The sequence below is a fragment of the Amycolatopsis sp. WAC 04169 genome, assembly GCF_003947535.1.
Taxonomy (GTDB): Bacteria; Actinomycetota; Actinomycetes; order Mycobacteriales; family Pseudonocardiaceae; genus Amycolatopsis; species Amycolatopsis keratiniphila.
The window spans coordinates 428,530-444,040 of record NZ_QHJI01000009.1 but is presented as its reverse complement, the minus strand read 5'-3'; the positions used below and the strand labels follow the sequence as shown (position 1 = coordinate 444,040).

19 protein-coding genes are annotated in these 15,511 nt (G+C 68.7%); 11 read left to right on the top strand and 8 right to left on the bottom strand.

The annotated features are described in order from the left end of the window. Window positions 1-26 precede the first annotated feature (26 nt). The 5 genes from DMC61_RS27320 to DMC61_RS27300 form a co-directional block, all read right to left on the bottom strand. Window positions 27-755: a lipoate--protein ligase family protein gene (locus DMC61_RS27320; protein ID WP_125692358.1), complete on the bottom strand. Its 729-nt coding sequence runs from the start codon at window positions 753-755 to the stop codon at window positions 27-29. Continuing rightward, window positions 752-2,137: an NAD(P)(+) transhydrogenase (Re/Si-specific) subunit beta gene (locus DMC61_RS27315; protein ID WP_016336133.1), complete on the bottom strand. Its 1,386-nt coding sequence runs from the start codon at window positions 2,135-2,137 to the stop codon at window positions 752-754. Before DMC61_RS27315 ends, DMC61_RS27320 begins: the two co-directional genes overlap by 4 nt. Next, window positions 2,134-2,433 carry an NAD(P) transhydrogenase subunit alpha gene (locus tag DMC61_RS27310; RefSeq protein WP_016336134.1) on the bottom strand — a complete coding sequence of 100 codons (300 nt, stop codon included), beginning with the start codon at window positions 2,431-2,433 and terminating at the stop codon, window positions 2,134-2,136. The genes DMC61_RS27315 and DMC61_RS27310 overlap by 4 nt, the downstream gene beginning before the upstream one ends. Beyond that, window positions 2,433-3,539 (bottom strand): Re/Si-specific NAD(P)(+) transhydrogenase subunit alpha, encoded by a 1,107-nt coding sequence (locus tag DMC61_RS27305; RefSeq protein WP_125692356.1) that lies wholly within the window; start codon window positions 3,537-3,539, stop codon window positions 2,433-2,435. The genes DMC61_RS27310 and DMC61_RS27305 overlap by 1 nt, the downstream gene beginning before the upstream one ends. Before the next feature lie 180 nt (window positions 3,540-3,719). Further along, window positions 3,720-4,376 carry a TetR family transcriptional regulator gene (locus tag DMC61_RS27300; protein ID WP_016336136.1) on the bottom strand — a complete coding sequence of 219 codons (657 nt, stop codon included), beginning with the start codon at window positions 4,374-4,376 and terminating at the stop codon, window positions 3,720-3,722. 89 nt (window positions 4,377-4,465) lie between these two features. Here DMC61_RS27300 and DMC61_RS27295 point away from each other — a divergent pair, with 89 nt between their 5' ends. The 5 genes from DMC61_RS27295 (at window position 4,466) to DMC61_RS27275 (ending at window position 9,070) form a co-directional block, all read left to right on the top strand. After that, entirely contained in the window at window positions 4,466-5,557 is a 1,092-nt protein-coding gene (locus DMC61_RS27295; RefSeq protein ID WP_125692354.1) for a ferredoxin reductase, read from the top strand. Between the two features lie 13 nt (window positions 5,558-5,570). Next, complete coding sequence (locus DMC61_RS27290) at window positions 5,571-6,686, top strand: acyl-CoA desaturase (protein ID WP_063273127.1); 1,116 nt, start codon at window positions 5,571-5,573, stop codon at window positions 6,684-6,686. A 10-nt stretch (window positions 6,687-6,696) separates the two neighbouring features. Then, window positions 6,697-6,912 carry a hypothetical protein gene (locus DMC61_RS27285; RefSeq protein WP_016336139.1) on the top strand — a complete coding sequence of 72 codons (216 nt, stop codon included), beginning with the start codon at window positions 6,697-6,699 and terminating at the stop codon, window positions 6,910-6,912. 242 nt (window positions 6,913-7,154) lie between these two features. Further along, complete coding sequence (locus DMC61_RS27280; protein WP_125692351.1) at window positions 7,155-8,417, top strand: sensor domain-containing protein; 1,263 nt, start codon at window positions 7,155-7,157, stop codon at window positions 8,415-8,417. Window positions 8,418-8,425: 8 nt separating this feature from the next. After that, entirely contained in the window at window positions 8,426-9,070 is a 645-nt protein-coding gene (locus DMC61_RS27275) for a response regulator transcription factor (protein WP_125692349.1), read from the top strand. On the opposite strand, the gene DMC61_RS27270 is transcribed toward DMC61_RS27275, so the two are convergent. Further along, the gene (locus DMC61_RS27270; RefSeq protein ID WP_233594962.1) at window positions 9,067-9,528 is read right to left on the bottom strand and encodes an AAA family ATPase; all 462 of its coding nucleotides are present in this window, start codon (window positions 9,526-9,528) and stop codon (window positions 9,067-9,069) included. The genes DMC61_RS27275 and DMC61_RS27270 overlap by 4 nt on opposite strands. Window positions 9,529-9,556: 28 nt before the next feature. Continuing rightward, complete coding sequence (locus tag DMC61_RS27265) at window positions 9,557-10,078, bottom strand: GNAT family N-acetyltransferase (protein WP_199750115.1); 522 nt, start codon at window positions 10,076-10,078, stop codon at window positions 9,557-9,559. A gap of 40 nt (window positions 10,079-10,118) precedes the next feature. Between DMC61_RS27265 and DMC61_RS27260 the strand changes: the two genes are divergently transcribed. The 3 genes from DMC61_RS27260 to DMC61_RS27250 are packed head-to-tail and all read left to right on the top strand — an operon-like array spanning window position 10,119 to window position 11,918. Continuing rightward, window positions 10,119-10,682: an XRE family transcriptional regulator gene (locus tag DMC61_RS27260; RefSeq protein ID WP_125692342.1), complete on the top strand. Its 564-nt coding sequence runs from the start codon at window positions 10,119-10,121 to the stop codon at window positions 10,680-10,682. Between the two features lie 10 nt (window positions 10,683-10,692). Next, entirely contained in the window at window positions 10,693-11,502 is an 810-nt protein-coding gene (locus DMC61_RS27255) for a DUF3626 domain-containing protein (protein WP_199750114.1), read from the top strand. 5 nt (window positions 11,503-11,507) lie between these two features. Continuing rightward, window positions 11,508-11,918, top strand: coding sequence for a secondary thiamine-phosphate synthase enzyme YjbQ (locus tag DMC61_RS27250; RefSeq protein WP_007032811.1), 411 nt, complete (start codon window positions 11,508-11,510; stop codon window positions 11,916-11,918). Here DMC61_RS27250 and DMC61_RS27245 read toward each other — a convergent pair. Further along, complete coding sequence (locus DMC61_RS27245) at window positions 11,856-12,854, bottom strand: ABC transporter permease (RefSeq protein WP_125692341.1); 999 nt, start codon at window positions 12,852-12,854, stop codon at window positions 11,856-11,858. The genes DMC61_RS27250 and DMC61_RS27245 overlap by 63 nt on opposite strands. A gap of 127 nt (window positions 12,855-12,981) precedes the next feature. On the opposite strand from DMC61_RS27245, the gene DMC61_RS27240 reads away from it, so the two are divergent. The 3 genes from DMC61_RS27240 to DMC61_RS27230 are packed head-to-tail and all read left to right on the top strand — an operon-like array spanning window position 12,982 to window position 15,458. Further along, on the top strand, window positions 12,982-13,668 hold the full coding sequence (locus tag DMC61_RS27240; protein ID WP_016336147.1) for an HAD hydrolase-like protein: 687 nt from the start codon (window positions 12,982-12,984) through the stop codon (window positions 13,666-13,668). 9 nt (window positions 13,669-13,677) lie between these two features. Next, window positions 13,678-14,610 (top strand): hypothetical protein, encoded by a 933-nt coding sequence (locus tag DMC61_RS27235; RefSeq protein ID WP_125692339.1) that lies wholly within the window; start codon window positions 13,678-13,680, stop codon window positions 14,608-14,610. After that, window positions 14,607-15,458, top strand: coding sequence for a hypothetical protein (locus tag DMC61_RS27230; protein WP_125692337.1), 852 nt, complete (start codon window positions 14,607-14,609; stop codon window positions 15,456-15,458). Before DMC61_RS27235 ends, DMC61_RS27230 begins: the two co-directional genes overlap by 4 nt. Window positions 15,459-15,511: the final 53 nt, after the last annotated feature.

Below are 15,511 nucleotides of genomic sequence, written 5' to 3'. Positions count from 1 at the left end.
GCGAAAGGGCCTTTTCGTTTTCGGGTCTATTTACGCTGAGCGCCCTCGGCGTGCCATTCCGGGTAGTGGTACCGCGTGTGCTGGAGCGAGCGGTGCCACTCCAGCTCCTCGTCCGAGGGCTTCCGGGTGGAGAGTTCACCCAGTTGCGCGGCCGCCGCCACGCGGACGGCGGCCGTGACGTCGGCAACACCTTTACGCAGGCCATGCTCGGCGAGCGACGCGACCCGGCTCCGATGGGAGTCGAGCGGCCGGGGATCCGCGGGTGCCGAAGTGAGGTACCGACCGACCCGCTCGGCTGCGGTCGAAACGAGCAGGGTGGAATGCGCGAGCAAGCCCGTTCTCGTCCGGAACACGGCGAAACCGCACAGCTTCGCGTCACCGACGAACAGCCCTCGATCACCGAGCCGCGACGGCAGCCCGAGTTCGGCCACCGTCGCGGTCATCAGTTCACCGAGCGCTTCGAGCGGTCTGTCCGACGGCCCCGGCAGGACCAGCGTGATGTTGAGATTGCCGGGATCGTGGAACACGGTGCCGCCACCGCTGGCCCGGCGCAGCACCGGGACACCGTCGCTCGCGCAGACGTCGGCCTTGACCTCGCGTTCGATCTTCTGCCCCCGCCCCACGACCACACAGTCGGTGTTGCGCCAGATCCACAGGACCGGCGCCTCCGGTGCGGCGCGCAGGAGGGCTTCGTCGAACGCGAGGTTGTCGGCCGGGTCGTCGAACGAGGCGACGACTTCCGAGGGACCGATCACAGTGCTTTGAGTTCCTCCACGATCTCGCCCACCGACGATTTGGCGTCGCCGAAGAGCATGCTTGTCTTCGCATCGTAGAAGAGCTCGTTGTCGATGCCGGCGAAGCCCGAGCTCATCCCGCGTTTGAGCACGATCACCGACCGGCTGTGGTTCACCTTGAGGATCGGCATCCCGTAGATGGGCGAGCCCGGATCGGTCTCCGCGGCCGGGTTCGTGACGTCGTTCGCGCCGATCACCAGCGCGACGTCGGTCTGGGCGAACTCGGAGTTGATCTCGTCCATTTCCTTGAGCTGCTCGTACGGGACGTCGGCCTCGGCGAGGAGCACGTTCATATGCCCCGGCATCCGGCCCGCCACCGGGTGGATGGCGTACGCGACCGTGATCCCCTTGGCCTCCAGCAACTTCGCCATCTCGCGGACGACGTGCTGCGCCTGCGCGACGGCCATGCCGTACCCGGGCACGACCACGACCTTGTTGGCGTACGCCATCTGGATCGCGGTGTCGGACGCGCTCGTGCTGCGGACCGGCCGGGCCTCGCCGGAGCCGCCGCTCGCGACCGCCGTGCCGCCGCCGAACCCGCCTGCGACGATGGCCGGGATCGACCGGTTCATCGCCTTCGCCATCAGGTTCGTCAGGATGGAACCCGAGGCGCCGACGATCATGCCCGCCACGATCAGCGCGGTGTTGTCGAGCGCGAGACCCATGGCCGCCGCAGACAAACCGGTGAGCGCGTTGAGCAACGAGATGACGACCGGCATGTCCGCGCCGCCGATCGGCAGCACGACCACCACGCCGAGGATGCCCGCCGCGACCAGCAGGCCGATCATCAGCAGTTCGGCGTCGCCGCCGCTCGCGATGACGACCGCGAGCACGATCGCGGCGATCAGCACCAGCGCGTTCACCGGCTGCTGCAGTTTGCCCAGGGTGATCGGGCGGCCGGAGATGAGTTCCTGCAGTTTCCCGAACGCGATGTTCGAGCCCCAGAAGGACACCGACCCGACGATCGCGGCGAACAACGACGCGATCGCGACGTACGCCGGCTCGTGCGCGTAGCCCTCGGTGGTGCGGAACTCGACCCACGCGATGAGCGCGACCGCCCCGCCGCCGACGCCGTTGAACAGCGCCACCATCTGCGGCATCGCGGTCATCTTCACCTTGCGCGCGGACGGCACGCCGACGACGACACCGATCGCCACGCCGAGCGCGATGAGCAGCCAGTTGCCCATGCCCGGCGTCAGCAGCGTCGCGATGACGGCGATGCCCATGCCGACGGCGGCGATCCAGTTGCCGCGCACCGCGGTGCGCGGACCGGTCAGGCCCATGAGGCCGTAGATGAACAGTGCGAAGGAAATGATGTAGAGGACGGCGATGAAGGTCGTCACTTGTCACCACCGTCTTCCGGCTTCTTCGCCTTGAACATCGAGAGCATCCGGTCGGTGACGAGGAAGCCGCCGACCACGTTGATCGTGCCGAAGGCGATCGCGATCACCAGCAGGACCTTGTTCAGCACGCCGTCCACCCCGAGGCCGAGCACGATCAGCCCGCCGAGCAGGACGATGCCGTGGATGGCGTTGGTCCCCGACATGAGCGGGGTGTGGAGGGTGTTGGGCACCTTCGAAATGACGGTGAAACCCACGAATCCGGCGAGTACGAGGATCGCCAGGCTGCCTACGAGCATCACTCGCCTCCTTCTTCTTTTCCGGCGACGCAGGCCCCGGCGACGATCTCGTCGGAGAAGTCGAGCGCGAGCTTGCCTTCTTTGTCGACGAGCAGTTCCAGCAACTCGGTGACGTTGCGCGCGTAGAGCTCGCTGGAATGCGCGGGCATCTCCGCGGCGAGGTTGAGCGGCGAGCAGATGGTGACGTCGTGCTCGACGACCTCCTCGCCCGGCTTCGTCAGCTCGCAGTTGCCGCCGGATTCACCCGCGAGGTCGACCACGACCCCGCCGGCGGGCATCCCCTTCACCGCGTCGGCGGTGACGAGGACCGGCGCCTTGCGGCCGGGGACGAGCGCGGTGGTGATCACGGCGTCGAACTTCGTGATCGCCTCGGTGAGCCTGCGTTGCTGCTCGGCCTTTTCCTCGTCGGTCAGCTCGCGGGCGTACCCGCCTTCGCCGACCGCCTCGATGCCGAGGTCGAGGAACTTCGCGCCGAGCGACTTCACCTGCTCGCCGACCTCGGGCCGGACGTCGTATCCGGTGGTCTGCGCGCCGAGCCGTTTCGCCGTCGCCAAGGCCTGCAACCCCGCGACACCGGCGCCGAGCACGAGCACCTTGGCCGGTGGCACGGTTCCGGCGGCGGTGGTGAGCATCGGGAAGAAGCGGGTGAGCTTTTCCGCGGCGAGGAGGACTGCGCGATAGCCCGCGACACTGCTCTGCGACGACAACGCGTCCATCGCCTGCGCGCGGGAGATCCGCGGGATCGCCTCTACGGCGAAGGCGCGGACGCCCGCCGCTTCGAGTGCGGCGATCCCGTCGGGATCACCCCTCGGATTCAGGAAGCCGATGAGGATGGTGCCCTGTTTGAGCTTCGCGACTTCGGCCGCGCTCGGAGGCGCCACCTTCACCACGATGTCGGCATCCCACGGATCGCCGATCACCGCGCCCGCCTGCTCGAAGGTCTCGTCGGCGAGCAGCGCGCCGGCGCCGTCGCCGGGCTCGACCACCACCCGCAGCCCGCGTCCGGAGACGCGCTCGATGAGTTTCGGTACCAGCGCGATGCGACGTTCACCTTGTCCGGTTTCCCGGACCACGCCGACCGTGAGCTGCTCGTTCTCTGCCGCCACAGGCGACCTCCTCGCTGGAGAGGACCACACGAACCCGCACTTCTTACCACGCCCGGCCGACAACTTTCCTGGCTGAACGTATCCGGACGGCATCTTTCCGTGACATCACTCATCACGATCGATCCAGCCATCGATCCAGGTGCGCGACGTCATATGCGCGCTATGGCAACGGTTTCCGCATCATGGAACGCTGCGCCAGTTCGGCACGCCCAGGAAGATCAGCCGCAGCCGCCGTTCGGCCGTGCGCACGATCTCGTCGTCACGCGAAGGTGTTTCGAGCAGCTCCAGCACCGTCGTGAGCATGGTCGTCACGATCAGGTCGGCGAGCAGGTGCAGATCCTCGGTGCTCCAGTCGCGGAGGAAGTCGAAGCGCGCCAAGTCGACGGCGAGTTCACTGACAAAGAGCTTGAGTTCGAAGCCGATCGCCTGCCGGACCGGGCCGGTGCCGCCGTAACGCTCCCTGGTCAGGAAGTGGAAATGGTCCTCGTGCGCCCGCACGTGCTCGCGCAGGATGCGCACCGACGAGCGGATCATGTCGTTGTACGCCGACGGCCTCGTGCGCGCGGAGCGGATCATCGTGCGCAGGGTGCGCATCGACTCCTCGACCAGCGCCACGCCGAGCTCGTCCATCGACGCGAAATGGCGGTAGAACGCCGTCGGCACGATCCCGGCCTGTTTCGCGACCTCCCGCAGGCTGAGCCCGGAAAACCCGCGTTCCGCGACCAGGTCGAGCGCCGCGTCCAGCAATGCCTGCCGGGTGCGTTGCTTGCGTTCCTGCCGGGAAACGGGCTCGGTTGTCACGACGGACAGCGTAATCGCCTCCGCGCTATCACCCACGTCACATCGCCGTCCTCTCGCGTTGACAAGCGGGATCTTCACCACTTCACTATTCAGTGTACAAGCGTTCACTGAATTCGGGAGAAGTGATGACGGCACTGGTACCGCGCAGGGCCAGGCGGCTGGCCTCGCTGGCCGAGGCCCTGCTCACGCCCCACGGCATGGACCGCTACCTCGAACTCGTCGACCCGATGCTGGTCCGCCGCGAGATCCGCGGCCAGGTCACCGGCGTCCGGCGGCAGACACCCGACACGGTCACGCTGACCATCCGGCCGAGCCGGGCCTGGCGCGGCCACCTCGCGGGCCAGTACGTGCGGGTGACCGTCGAGATCGACGGCGTCCGCCGCACCCGCTGCTACTCGCCCGCCGGTTCGGAGCACGACGGATCACTGGAACTGACCATCAAGGCCGACCCGCAGGGGCTCGTCTCGCGCCACCTGAACCGCACGGTCACCATCGGCTCGGTCCTCGGACTGTCCACTGCGGACGGTGAGTTCACCCTGCCTTCGCCGAGGCCGCGGCGGATCCTGCTGCTGAGCGGCGGAAGCGGGATCACGCCCGTCCTGTCGATGCTGCGCACGCTGGCCGACGAGAAGTACGAGGGCGATCTCGCCTTCCTGCACTACTCCAACGGCGCCGAAGACGCCCTCTACCGCACCGAACTCGCCGACCTCGCCCGCCGCCTTCCCGGCCTGCGGGTGGTACACGCGTTCACTCACGCGAAAGCCGGCGGCGACCTGCACGGGTTCTTCTCGAAGGAGCACCTCGCGGAGGCCGCTCCGTGGTACCCCGACGCCGAAACCTTCCTGTGCGGCCCGAAGCCGCTGATGGACTCGGTCCGCGAGGTCTTCGAGGCCGACGGTCTGGGTGCACATCTGCACACCGAGGAGTTCACGCCGCCCGCGCTCACCTTCGACACCGAGAACGCCGAAGGGCAGGTGCGCTTCGCCCGCAGCGGCCGCGAGTTCGCCAACTCCGGGAAACCGTTGCTGGAGCAGGCCGAAGATGCCGGGCTGAGCCCGGAACACGGCTGCCGCATGGGCATCTGCTTCTCCTGCACGCAGATCAAGACTTCCGGCTGCGTGCGCAACGCCAAGACCGGCGAGACCTCCAGCGAAGAGAACGAAGAGATCCAGCTCTGCATCTCCGTCCCGGTCGGGGACGTCGAGATCAACGCTTAGAAAGGAGCAGGCCATGACCGGCTTGCAGGACAAGCTGACCCCGGCACAGGTCGAGGAGTTCGGCCGCGAGATGGACGCGATCCGGCAGCGGATCGTCGCCGACCTCGGCCAGGTGGACGTCGACTACATCCACAACGTCATCAAGACCCAGCGCGCGCTCGAGGTCGCCGGCCGCGGGCTGCTGTTCGCCGGCTTCTTCCCGCCCGCCTGGGTCGCCGGCGTCGCCGCGCTCTCGGTGGCGAAGATCCTCGACAACATGGAGATCGGCCACAACGTCATGCACGGCCAGTACGACTGGACGCGCGACCCGGCCCTGAGCTCCCAGCAGTTCGAGTGGGACACCGTCGCGCCTTCGGAGAACTGGCGCCATTCCCACAACTACATCCACCACACCTACACCAACATCCTCGACAAGGACCGCGACATCGGTTACGGCATCCTGCGGATGGACCCGGCGCAGAAGTGGAACCCGTACTACCTGGGCAACCCGGTGTACGCGACGCTGCTCGCGCTGTTCTTCCAGTGGGGCGTCATGCTGCACGACCTCGAGGTCGACCGGGTCGCGAAGGGCGAACGCACCTGGGCCGAGAACAAGCCGGTGCTGCGGAAGATCGTGCGCAAGGCGGGCCGCCAGGTCGGCAAGGACTACGTGCTCTTCCCGCTGCTGACCGGTCCGCTCGCGCCGCTCACCTTCCTCGGTAACGCCACCGCGAACCTGACGCGCAACCTCTGGGCGTTCTCGATCATCTTCTGCGGGCACTTCCCCGCCGACGTCGAGAGCTTCACCGAGGAGGAGACCGAGAACGAGTCGCGTGGCCAGTGGTACCTGCGGCAGATCCTGGGCTCGGCGAACATCACCGGCGGCAAGCTGTTCCACATCATGACCGGGAACCTCTCGCACCAGATCGAGCACCACCTGTTCCCGGACATCCCGGCGCGCCGCTACCCGGAGATCGCGGGCGAGGTGCGGGCGATCTGTGAGAAGTACGGCCTGCCGTACAACACGGGCCCGCTGCACAAGCAGTTGTTCTCGGTGGCCAAGAAGATCGTGAAACTGGCCCTTCCGTGGAACGGCGAACCCCGGACCGCGGCTACCGTGGAGAGCGACAAGACCCTCCGAGCGGCTTAAGGTGTCTGACATGGTCGGTCAGTTCGAAAGCACCAAGGACGTGGTCCAAGAGGTCACCGAGTCCGCGGCCACCCATATCGGCAACATCGCGACGATCATCACCGGCGCGATCCGGGACATCGCCCGCGAGACCGGCGACTGGCTGACGGACGTCATCGAGATGCGTGAGGCGTCCCAGCGGGCGCAGGCGGACGAGAACCGGGTCGTGAACGGCGATTCGGATTAGAGGTACCCACCGCGTCTGAGCCCGTATCGCGCGGTCCGTGAAGGACTCCTTGAGGGACTCTGGGTCCCTCAAGGAGTCCTTCACGGCTGCTCCGAGGAAACTCGACCTTCCCAAGTACATGAAGGCCCCCTTCATGTACTTGGGGCGGCAAGGGCGCACCGGTACTGAGTGGGTCGGGGTGGTCGCGAAGACTAGGGAAACCTGGATGGGCACGAGGCGGGTGGCCACGGCAAGCTGAAGCCGTGATCACCCGCCTCGCCCTGCCTGGACGCGTCCTCAACGCACAGCTGAACCGCGCGTACTGGGGCGAGCTGGCGTGGGTGATCATCGGCGCGCCGCTGACGCTGGTATTCGCGGTGCTCGTGGTCGTCGGGCTGCTCCTCGGGGCGGGCCTGAGCCTCCTGACCATCGGGGTCCCGGTGCTCATCGGCGTCCTGGCGGGCGCGAGGCTGATCGGCATCGCCCACATCGGCCTGGCGCGTGCGCTGCTCGGGACGACGGTCACCCCACCCGCCCGGCCCGAACTGCGGCCGGGCCTCTGGAACGGCGTCAAAGGCAGGCTCGGGGATCCGCTCGGCTGGCGGTCGATCGCCTATCTGGTGATCCGGCTGCCGCTGTCGGTGATCGAGTTCTTCCTGGTCGCGAGCCTGTTCGTGTACGCGGTGAGCACGCTGAGCTATCCGCTGTTCTGGTTCACCCTGAACGGCGAGGCCATGCCGACGTTCGATCTGCGCGTCGACACCTGGCCCCTCACCCTGCCGCTCGCCGTCACCGGGCTGGCCGTGCTGCTGGCGATGCCGTGGGTGGTTCGCGGTCTCACCGAGTTCGACCGGCTCCTGGTGCGCGGTGTCCTCGGCGCCGAGGACCTTTCGAAACGGGTGCGCGACCTCGAACGCAGCCGCGCGACCGCGGTCGACGACGCGACCCGGCGGCTGCGCCGGATCGAACGCGACCTGCACGACGGCGCGCAGGCGCAGCTGGTCGCGCTGGCGATGAAGCTCGGCATCGCGAAGGACGAGCTGGCGGGCGACGGCGACCTCGAGCAGGTCACCGCCCTGGTCAACGCCGCTCACGCCAACGCGAAACAGGCACTCGTCGAACTTCGCGACCTCGCCCGCGGCATCCATCCCGCCGCGCTCGACGCCGGCCTCGACGTCGCGCTGTCCACTTTGGCCGCGGGCTCGGGTATCGACGCGAGGATCACCGTGGACCTGCCGAGCAGGCCGTCCCCGTCGATCGAGACCATCGCCTACTTCACCGTCGCCGAACTGCTGACGAATGCCGCCAAGCACACTTCCTCCGCGATCGAGGTCGACGTGGGTATCGTCAACGACGACCTGCGGCTCGTGGTGCGCGACGGCGGCGAAGGCGGGGCCCGGCCGGTACGCGGCGGAGGGCTCGCCGGGATCGCCGAGCGGCTCGCGACGGTGGACGGCGGGCTCGACATCGACAGCCCTCCGGGAGGGCCTACGGTGATCAGCGCGGTAATACCATTACGGAAATAGGGGGCGGCGTGCGCGTCGTGATCGCGGAGGATTCGGCCATCCTCCGGGCGGGGCTCGTCGAACTGCTGAACCTTCGGGGGCATGAGGTCGTCGCGGCCGTCGCCGACGGAGACAGTCTGTGCGCGGCGGTTCGCGAACATCGGCCGGACGTGTCCATTGTGGATATCCGGATGCCGCCGACGCACACGGACGAAGGGTTGCGCGCGTCCATCGCGCTGCGCGCGGAACTGCCGGGGTGCGCGATCCTGCTGTTCTCGCAGTACGTCGAGACGCAGTACGCGACGGAGCTCCTGGCCGATCGCGCGGGCGGCGTCGGCTACCTGCTGAAGGACCGCGTCGCGGAGGTGTCGGACTTCCTCGACGCGCTTCGCCGGGTGGCCGAGGGTGAGACGGTGCTCGACCCGGAAGTGGTCAGCCAGCTGTTCACCGCCACCCGGAAGACGGACGCGCTCGAGGGACTGACGCCGCGGGAACGTGAGGTGCTGGGCCTGATGGCCGAGGGCCGGTCGAACTCGGCCATCGCGGCGGCGCTGTTCCTTTCGGCGGGCTCGGTGGAGAAGTACGTGTCGAGCATCTTCGGGAAGCTGGCGCTGCCACAGTCCGAAGGGGACAACCGGCGGGTTCTGGCCGTGCTGCGGTACTTGGAGTCCTAGACCAGGGTTTCCAGCTCCGCGACGACGTCCGCGAGTGGCCGCCTGGTGTCGATCTCGACGGTGGCCGACTCCCGCAGCAAAGGCTCGATCTCTTCGGTGTCGGCGATGATTCGCGCGCGCTCTTCGGGGATCTTGCCGAAGGGGTTGGCGCCGCGGGTCGCGACGCGGCCGAGGATGACGTCCAGCGGGGCACTGAGCAGGACGATGTGGTCGAAGCGCGGATAGAAGTCCTGCTGGTTCCAGACGGTCCCGGCGAGGAAGAGCGGCTCCCGGGAACGTTCGTGCTCGGCGATGAGAGCGTCGATACGGCCGGGACGCCATTGAGGTTCCCCGCCCGGCTCCTCGGCGATCCAACCGCCGACGTCGGTGTCGACGGTGCGGAAACCTCTGTGGGACAACGCTTCGAGGACTGTCGACTTACCGGTGCCGGACATACCGGTCACCAGGATCACTGTCACGTCGGCGACTTTACTGCGCGAAAGGCCACTACCGCGGCTCCACCGGAACCCCGTCCGGCTCGGGCAGGCACAGCTGTACCCACGCGACATCCCGCCAAGCCCCGTGCTTGTATCCGATCCGCCGGTACGTCCCTACCGGCTCGAAGCCCAGCGCGCGGTGCAGCCCGGCGCTCGCGTCGTTCGGCAGCACCATCCCGGCGCAGAAGTTCCGGAAGCCGCGCGACGTCAGCTCGTCCAGCAGCGCCTGATAGAGCGCGCGCCCGCCGCCGGTCCTCCGGCGGCCGAGCTCCAGATAGATACTGACCTCGCAAGACCAGCGATACGACGGCCGGCCACTGAAGGGGCCTCCGTAGGCGTAGCCGACGACGCGACCTTCGTCGTCTTCGAGCACGAGCCAGGCGTGTGATCGCTGCGCCTTGGCGATGCGTTCGGCCATCTCGCCCGGCTTGGGCGGCTCGGTTTCGAACGAGATCACCGTGTCGGTGACATACGGCGCGTAGATCTCCGCGCACGCCGTCGCGTCGGCTTCCGTCGCTTCCCTGATCACCATGGCGACGATAGTAACCGAGGCTGCCACTATAGTAAGCAGCATGTCGGATCCCTTGTCCGCGTCGCTCGCCGCGACGCTCCAGTCCGCGAGGCTCGATCAGAACCTTTCGGCCAACGCCCTCGCCGAGTCCTCGGGCGTGTCCAGGGCGATGATCGGCAAGATCGAACGCGGCGAGGCGCTGCCGACGGCGGTCCTGCTCAGCAGGCTTTCCGCCGCGCTCGGCATGACGTTGTCCGAGCTGATCGCGCGCGCCGAACACGGCGACCGGCGGCTCGTGCGCGCCGCCGATCAGCCGATCTGGACCGACCCTGACACCGGGTACGTGCGCCGCGCGGTCTCGCCTTCGCTCGGCGGGCCGCTGGAACTGGTCGAGGTCGTGCTGCCCGCGGGCGCCGAGGTCGCCTTCCCCGCCCACACCTACGTGCTGACCCATCACCAGATCTGGGTGCTCGAAGGGCATCTGCGGTTCCGCGAGGGCGACGTCGAGCACGAACTCGACGCGGGTGATTGCCTGCAGCTCGGCACCCCGCAGCCCTGCGCCTACGTCAATCCGACCGGGGAACCGGTCCGATATCTGGTCGCGCTCGCCCGGCGCCACGCCTGATACTCGGAGGATGCGGTCCCGGGCCCTCGCGTACGTCGCGGCGAAAGCACGCGGCGGGCACGAGGCCGGCTTGCCGGTGACACTGCACTTCCACCCGGACAGATCCACAGTGGACGGACGTCCGCTGCTCGAAGCGATGGCCGAAGACGGCTTCTACCGCAACCAGTTCGAAACGGGGACGAGCAACGGCGGGCTCACCGCGCGGCCCGGCGGAGACCGCTGGCATTGGGAAAGCCGGATGTTCGGTGGCGCCTACGACGACGCGCCCGCGGCCGAACGGCCGAAGTACGGCGCGTTGAACTTCCGCCACCGCCCGGCCGGCGGCGCACCGAGATTCGGCTCCGCCCATTTCCGCATGGCCGCGCACACCCTCGGCAGGACGACGTTCTGCTATCCGGACAGCGTGCTGAATCCGGCGGATTTCGGCTACGGCACAAGGGTTTCCGCACTGATCGAACTGGCGTCCCGAGACGACACCGATCTGCTCGACGACTACATCGAGGCGCACGTCCACGGCCCGGTGAACCTCGCGAAGGACGTCGAAGCCCTGGTTCTCGACCCGAGCCACCGCGGCACCGACGTGGAGAAGGCCGCTTCACGGCTCGGCTGCCCGGTCGAATGGCATCCGGGTTTCCGCCTGTCCATCGAAGAACTCGAACGGCACCCGGCGTACCGCGGCGCCGAATTCGTCGAACTCGGCCGGTCGCTGGCCGAAGACGGCCACCTCGACCCACGCGTCCTCGGCGAAGCCCGGCACCTCGACCCTCAGGCCCTCAAACGCGTCTGGCACTACGTCGCGCGCTTCGGGGCACTACCGTGAAGAGCATGTACTCCACGGAGATCGAGGTGCGCACCGGCAGCGTGGCCGTGGTGCACGACCTGACCAAGGACGCCGAAGCCTTCCTGCGCGACGCGGACGCCGAGGACGGGATCCTGCACGTCTTCGTCCCGCACGCGACGTCCGGGCTGGCGATCCTCGAAACCGGTGCGGGCAGCGACGAAGACCTGCTCACCGCGCTCGACGACCTGCTCCCCCGCGACGGCCGCTGGCGGCACCAGCACGGCAGTCCCGGTCACGGCCGTGACCACGTCCTGCCCGCGCTGCTGCCGCCGTTCGCGACGATCCCGGTGCTCGGCGGGGTGATGACGCTCGGCACCTGGCAGTCGGTCTGCCTAGTGGACACCAACCTGGACAACCCGGTCCGGCGTGTCCGTTTCAGCCTGCTGGAGGGCTGACCGGCCCGGCCACAGCGCGAGCACCAGTCCTGCCACGAGCAGCCCGGCGAGCACCCACACCCCGGTCGCGACGTCCGGCGCACCGGGCACGCCCTGCAACAGGCTCCGGAGCCCTTCCGCCGCGAACCGGAACGGCGTCCACGACCACAGCACCGCGCGGTACGCGGGGTTCAGCAGTTCCGGCACCTGGCCCGCGACGGCGGGCGCGACCAGGTACAGCGGGCCGAGGATCGCCATCGCCCGCACCCCCAGCAGCCTCAGCAGCCCGGTCTGCAGGGCGGCGAATCCGGTGGAGGCCAGGAAAAGGAAGCCGAGGACGTCCCAGCCGAGCGGGAGCGCGGAGTCCCACAGTTTCAGGAACCCGGCCAGCACGGCGGTGACCAGCACACCCGCCGAAACGATCTGTGTGAGTCGCGCGGCGGCTCCCGCATCCCGGCCGATCCGCCGTCCGGCCAGCACCAGCACGGCGCCCGCGATCAGGCAGCCGACCCACGCCAGCGCGCTCAGTGCGAGCGGCGCGACCCGGTCGGCCGCGCTGGCCGGATGCAGTGTTTCGATCTTCGGCGTCCCGCCGAGAGCCTGCGCGGCGCCGGTCAGCGCCTGCTGCGCGATCTGCGTCCCGGACGGGTTCACCGCCCCGGAGAGCACGACCGTCGACGGAAGTTCGAGGACACCGTAGACCTCCTTGTCCTCCAGTAGTTTCCGGCCTTCCTCGGGTGAGGTCACCCGCCACGAGACCTGACCTCCGCCATGGGAGGCGATCCCGTTCGCGGCCGCCTGGAGCGGTCCCGGGGGCGCGGCCACGGCGAGCGGGAGACCGTCGGGCGCGACGGTGGCCTGCGCGCCGAAGGTGAGAAAGCCGAGTACGGCGGCGACCAGCGCACCGGCCACAGCGGCTAGCAAGGCGAAGGCCCCGGCGGGGCGACGGTTCGACATGACCGTCCTCCATTTATTCGTCGCTTGTTGAATTAGCTGCCAAGGTAGGCCTCGTCCGCAAAGAAGTCAACAGACGTTGAATAAGCTCACCGGTACCGTCGATCGCGTGACTACTCCGCATCGGCTCGTGCTGTGGGACATCGACCAGACCCTCGTGGACCTGCGCGGCGTGGGCGCCGCCTGGTACACGACCGCGCTCGCCGAGGTCGCCGGCGTCGAACTGCGGGCCTTGCCGAATTTCGGCGGCCGCACCGAACGCGCCATCAGCGCGGACATCCTGACCTCGCACGGCGTCGAGCCCACCGAGGAGAACGTGCGCAAGCTGTGGCTCGCGCTGATCGCGGTCTCCGAAAGCCACGCCCCGACCCTGTCTTCGAGCGGCCGGGCGCTCCCCGGCGCCAAAGACGCGCTGAACGCCTTCGCCACGCACGGCGGCATCGTCCAGACACTGGTCACCGGGAATCTGCCGGAGATCTCGGTGCACAAGCTGACCGCGTTCGATCTGCACGAGCACGTGGACTTCGAGATCGGCGGCTACGGCTCGCTCTCGGCGCACCGGCCCGATCTGGTGCCCGCCGCCGTCGGCCACGCTTCGGCGAAACACGGCACCGAATTCGCGCCCGAGTCGGTCGTCGTCATCGGCGACACCCCGGACGACGTGCGTGCCGCGCTCGACAACGGCGCCGTCGCGGTGGCCGTGGCGACGGGGCAGTTCAGCGCCGAGGAACTGGCCGACGCGGGCGCGCACACCGTGCTCGGCGACCTGTCCGACCTGGTAGCGGTGCGTGCGGCCGTGCTCGGAGGCGCCAACTAAGCTCGTTTCATGGCATACCCAGGCGGCGGCAACGGCTGGCCGGAGCAGCAACCGCAGCAGCCCTATCAGCAGTACCCACCGCAGCAGGGATACCCGCAGGATCCCCAGCAGCAGTACCAGGGTTACCAGCAGCAGGGGTTCCAGCAGTTCCCGCAGCAGACGTACCAGGGTTTCGCGCCGGAGCCGCTCAAGGGCGGCAAGAAGGGCCTGTGGATCGGCCTCGGCGCGCTCGTGCTGGTCATCGCCGTCGGCGCCACGCTCTTCTTCGTCCTGCGTGACGGCGAAGAGCCGCAGCCTCAGGCGGCACCGCCGTCCTCCTCCGCGCCCGCGCCGCCGCCGTCGTCGTCCTCGGCGACGAAACCGCCGTCGTCGAGCAGCGGCGCGCCGAAAGACAACAAAGTGCCCTCGACGACGCCCGGCTGGCAGGGGATCCTGTCGGTCAAGGACAAGACCGCCTACGACCTGCCCGCGTCGGGCTGGGAGACCGAGCCGGGCCAGATCGTCGGCTACAACGAGGGCGAATTCAAGATGGTCATCCACGAGGCGTCGACGTACAAACTCGGCGCCTGCCCGGAGGTCCGCGGGTCGAACCGCGGTGTCGTCGGCTTCGCCACCGCCGACCAGATCCCGGTCGAGAACGCCGCCCGCGGCGCCGTCCGGCTCTGGATCCAGGCCGCCACCGGCAAGCCCGAAGTCCCGCTGCCCGACATCACGCAGGTGCCGATCGCGGGCGGCTCGATCCAGGCGGTCAGCTCGACCGGGACGTTCACCCCGGCCGAAACCGAGGAATGCCGCGCCCCGAGCGTGAAGGTCACCTCCGCCGCGTTCAAATCCGGCGACCAGACCATCTGCTTCGTCATGGCCATCGACCAGGGCACCCCGGACGCGCTGACCGAGGCGGACGCCCAGAAGATCCTCGCGAGTCTGAGGCCTCAGCAATGACCGGCCCCGGTGGGCGGATCGACGAACCTCGGCAGTGGTTCGTCGATCCGCTCACCGGGCAACCGCTCGAAACCGAGGCCGAACAGACGTTGCCGCTCCCGGTCGTCCGGGACACCGTTCCGCCGCGCCGTCGCCTGCGTCTCAGGCCGACGCTGGGGATCCTCGGGCTGGTCCTCGTCCTCGCCGTCGGCACCATCGCCACGTATCAGGCCAAGACCGCGCCCCCGCCGCCGTCCGCCCACGATCTCGTCCTGCCCGACCCGGTGCCCGCCACCCGGATCAAGCCCGTGATCGCGGGCTGGCAACCGGTGCTGTCCGACGATCACCCGCTCGTCTACGACGTCCCACCGGACTGGAAACTCGAAGAGCCCGACGTCGCCATCGGCTACGAGACCCCGTCCGGCGATCTCCTCACCTTGCAAGGCGTCGCGCGGTATCGGCACGCCTTCTGCCCCGGCTCCGATCTCTCGGCGCGCGCGATGGCGGGGTTCACCACCATCGACGAGGGCGAGGTCGGCGGCCTCGCCCAGGCCGCCGAGGAAACGACCATCCGCTGGGCCGAAGCGGCGTACGGACACGGCCCGAAGACGGAGATCGGCAAGGCCGGGCCGGTACCCGTCCTGGACGGCGGGACGACCGCCACCGCCGTGACCACCACCGTCGTCCCCGCGCCGGACGGGCCGTGCCCGGCGCCTTCGGTCGCGATCACCGCGATCGCCCTCCCGCTGCGCGCGCTGCCCGGATCGGGCCGCTACCACGTCCTTCTGGTACTGGCGGACCAGGGGATCCCCGGTGCGATAGCCAGCGGCGTCGTCCTCAAGATGGGTGAGAGCATCCGTCGCGAGTAGCACTCCCCTAAGGGAAATATGGGTCCCGTGCCGGATGTGTCCGGGGGCCTCCC

Excerpts from the sequence above, each read along its gene's own strand:
- DMC61_RS27310 (WP_016336134.1), bottom strand. The coding sequence starts at position 2,433 with ATGCTCGTAGGCAGCCTGGCGATCCTCGTACTCGCCGGATTCGTGGGT.
- DMC61_RS27295 (WP_125692354.1), top strand. The coding sequence starts at position 4,466 with ATGACGGCACTGGTACCGCGCAGGGCCAGGCGGCTGGCCTCGCTGGCC.
- DMC61_RS27290 (WP_063273127.1), top strand. The coding sequence starts at position 5,571 with ATGACCGGCTTGCAGGACAAGCTGACCCCGGCACAGGTCGAGGAGTTC.
- DMC61_RS27285 (WP_016336139.1), top strand. The coding sequence starts at position 6,697 with ATGGTCGGTCAGTTCGAAAGCACCAAGGACGTGGTCCAAGAGGTCACC.
- DMC61_RS27265 (WP_199750115.1), bottom strand. The coding sequence starts at position 10,078 with ATGGTGATCAGGGAAGCGACGGAAGCCGACGCGACGGCGTGCGCGGAG.
- DMC61_RS27260 (WP_125692342.1), top strand. The coding sequence starts at position 10,119 with ATGTCGGATCCCTTGTCCGCGTCGCTCGCCGCGACGCTCCAGTCCGCG.
- DMC61_RS27255 (WP_199750114.1), top strand. The coding sequence starts at position 10,693 with ATGCGGTCCCGGGCCCTCGCGTACGTCGCGGCGAAAGCACGCGGCGGG.
- DMC61_RS27250 (WP_007032811.1), top strand. The coding sequence starts at position 11,508 with ATGTACTCCACGGAGATCGAGGTGCGCACCGGCAGCGTGGCCGTGGTG.
- DMC61_RS27245 (WP_125692341.1), bottom strand. The coding sequence starts at position 12,854 with ATGTCGAACCGTCGCCCCGCCGGGGCCTTCGCCTTGCTAGCCGCTGTG.
- DMC61_RS27235 (WP_125692339.1), top strand. The coding sequence starts at position 13,678 with ATGGCATACCCAGGCGGCGGCAACGGCTGGCCGGAGCAGCAACCGCAG.
- DMC61_RS27230 (WP_125692337.1), top strand. The coding sequence starts at position 14,607 with ATGACCGGCCCCGGTGGGCGGATCGACGAACCTCGGCAGTGGTTCGTC.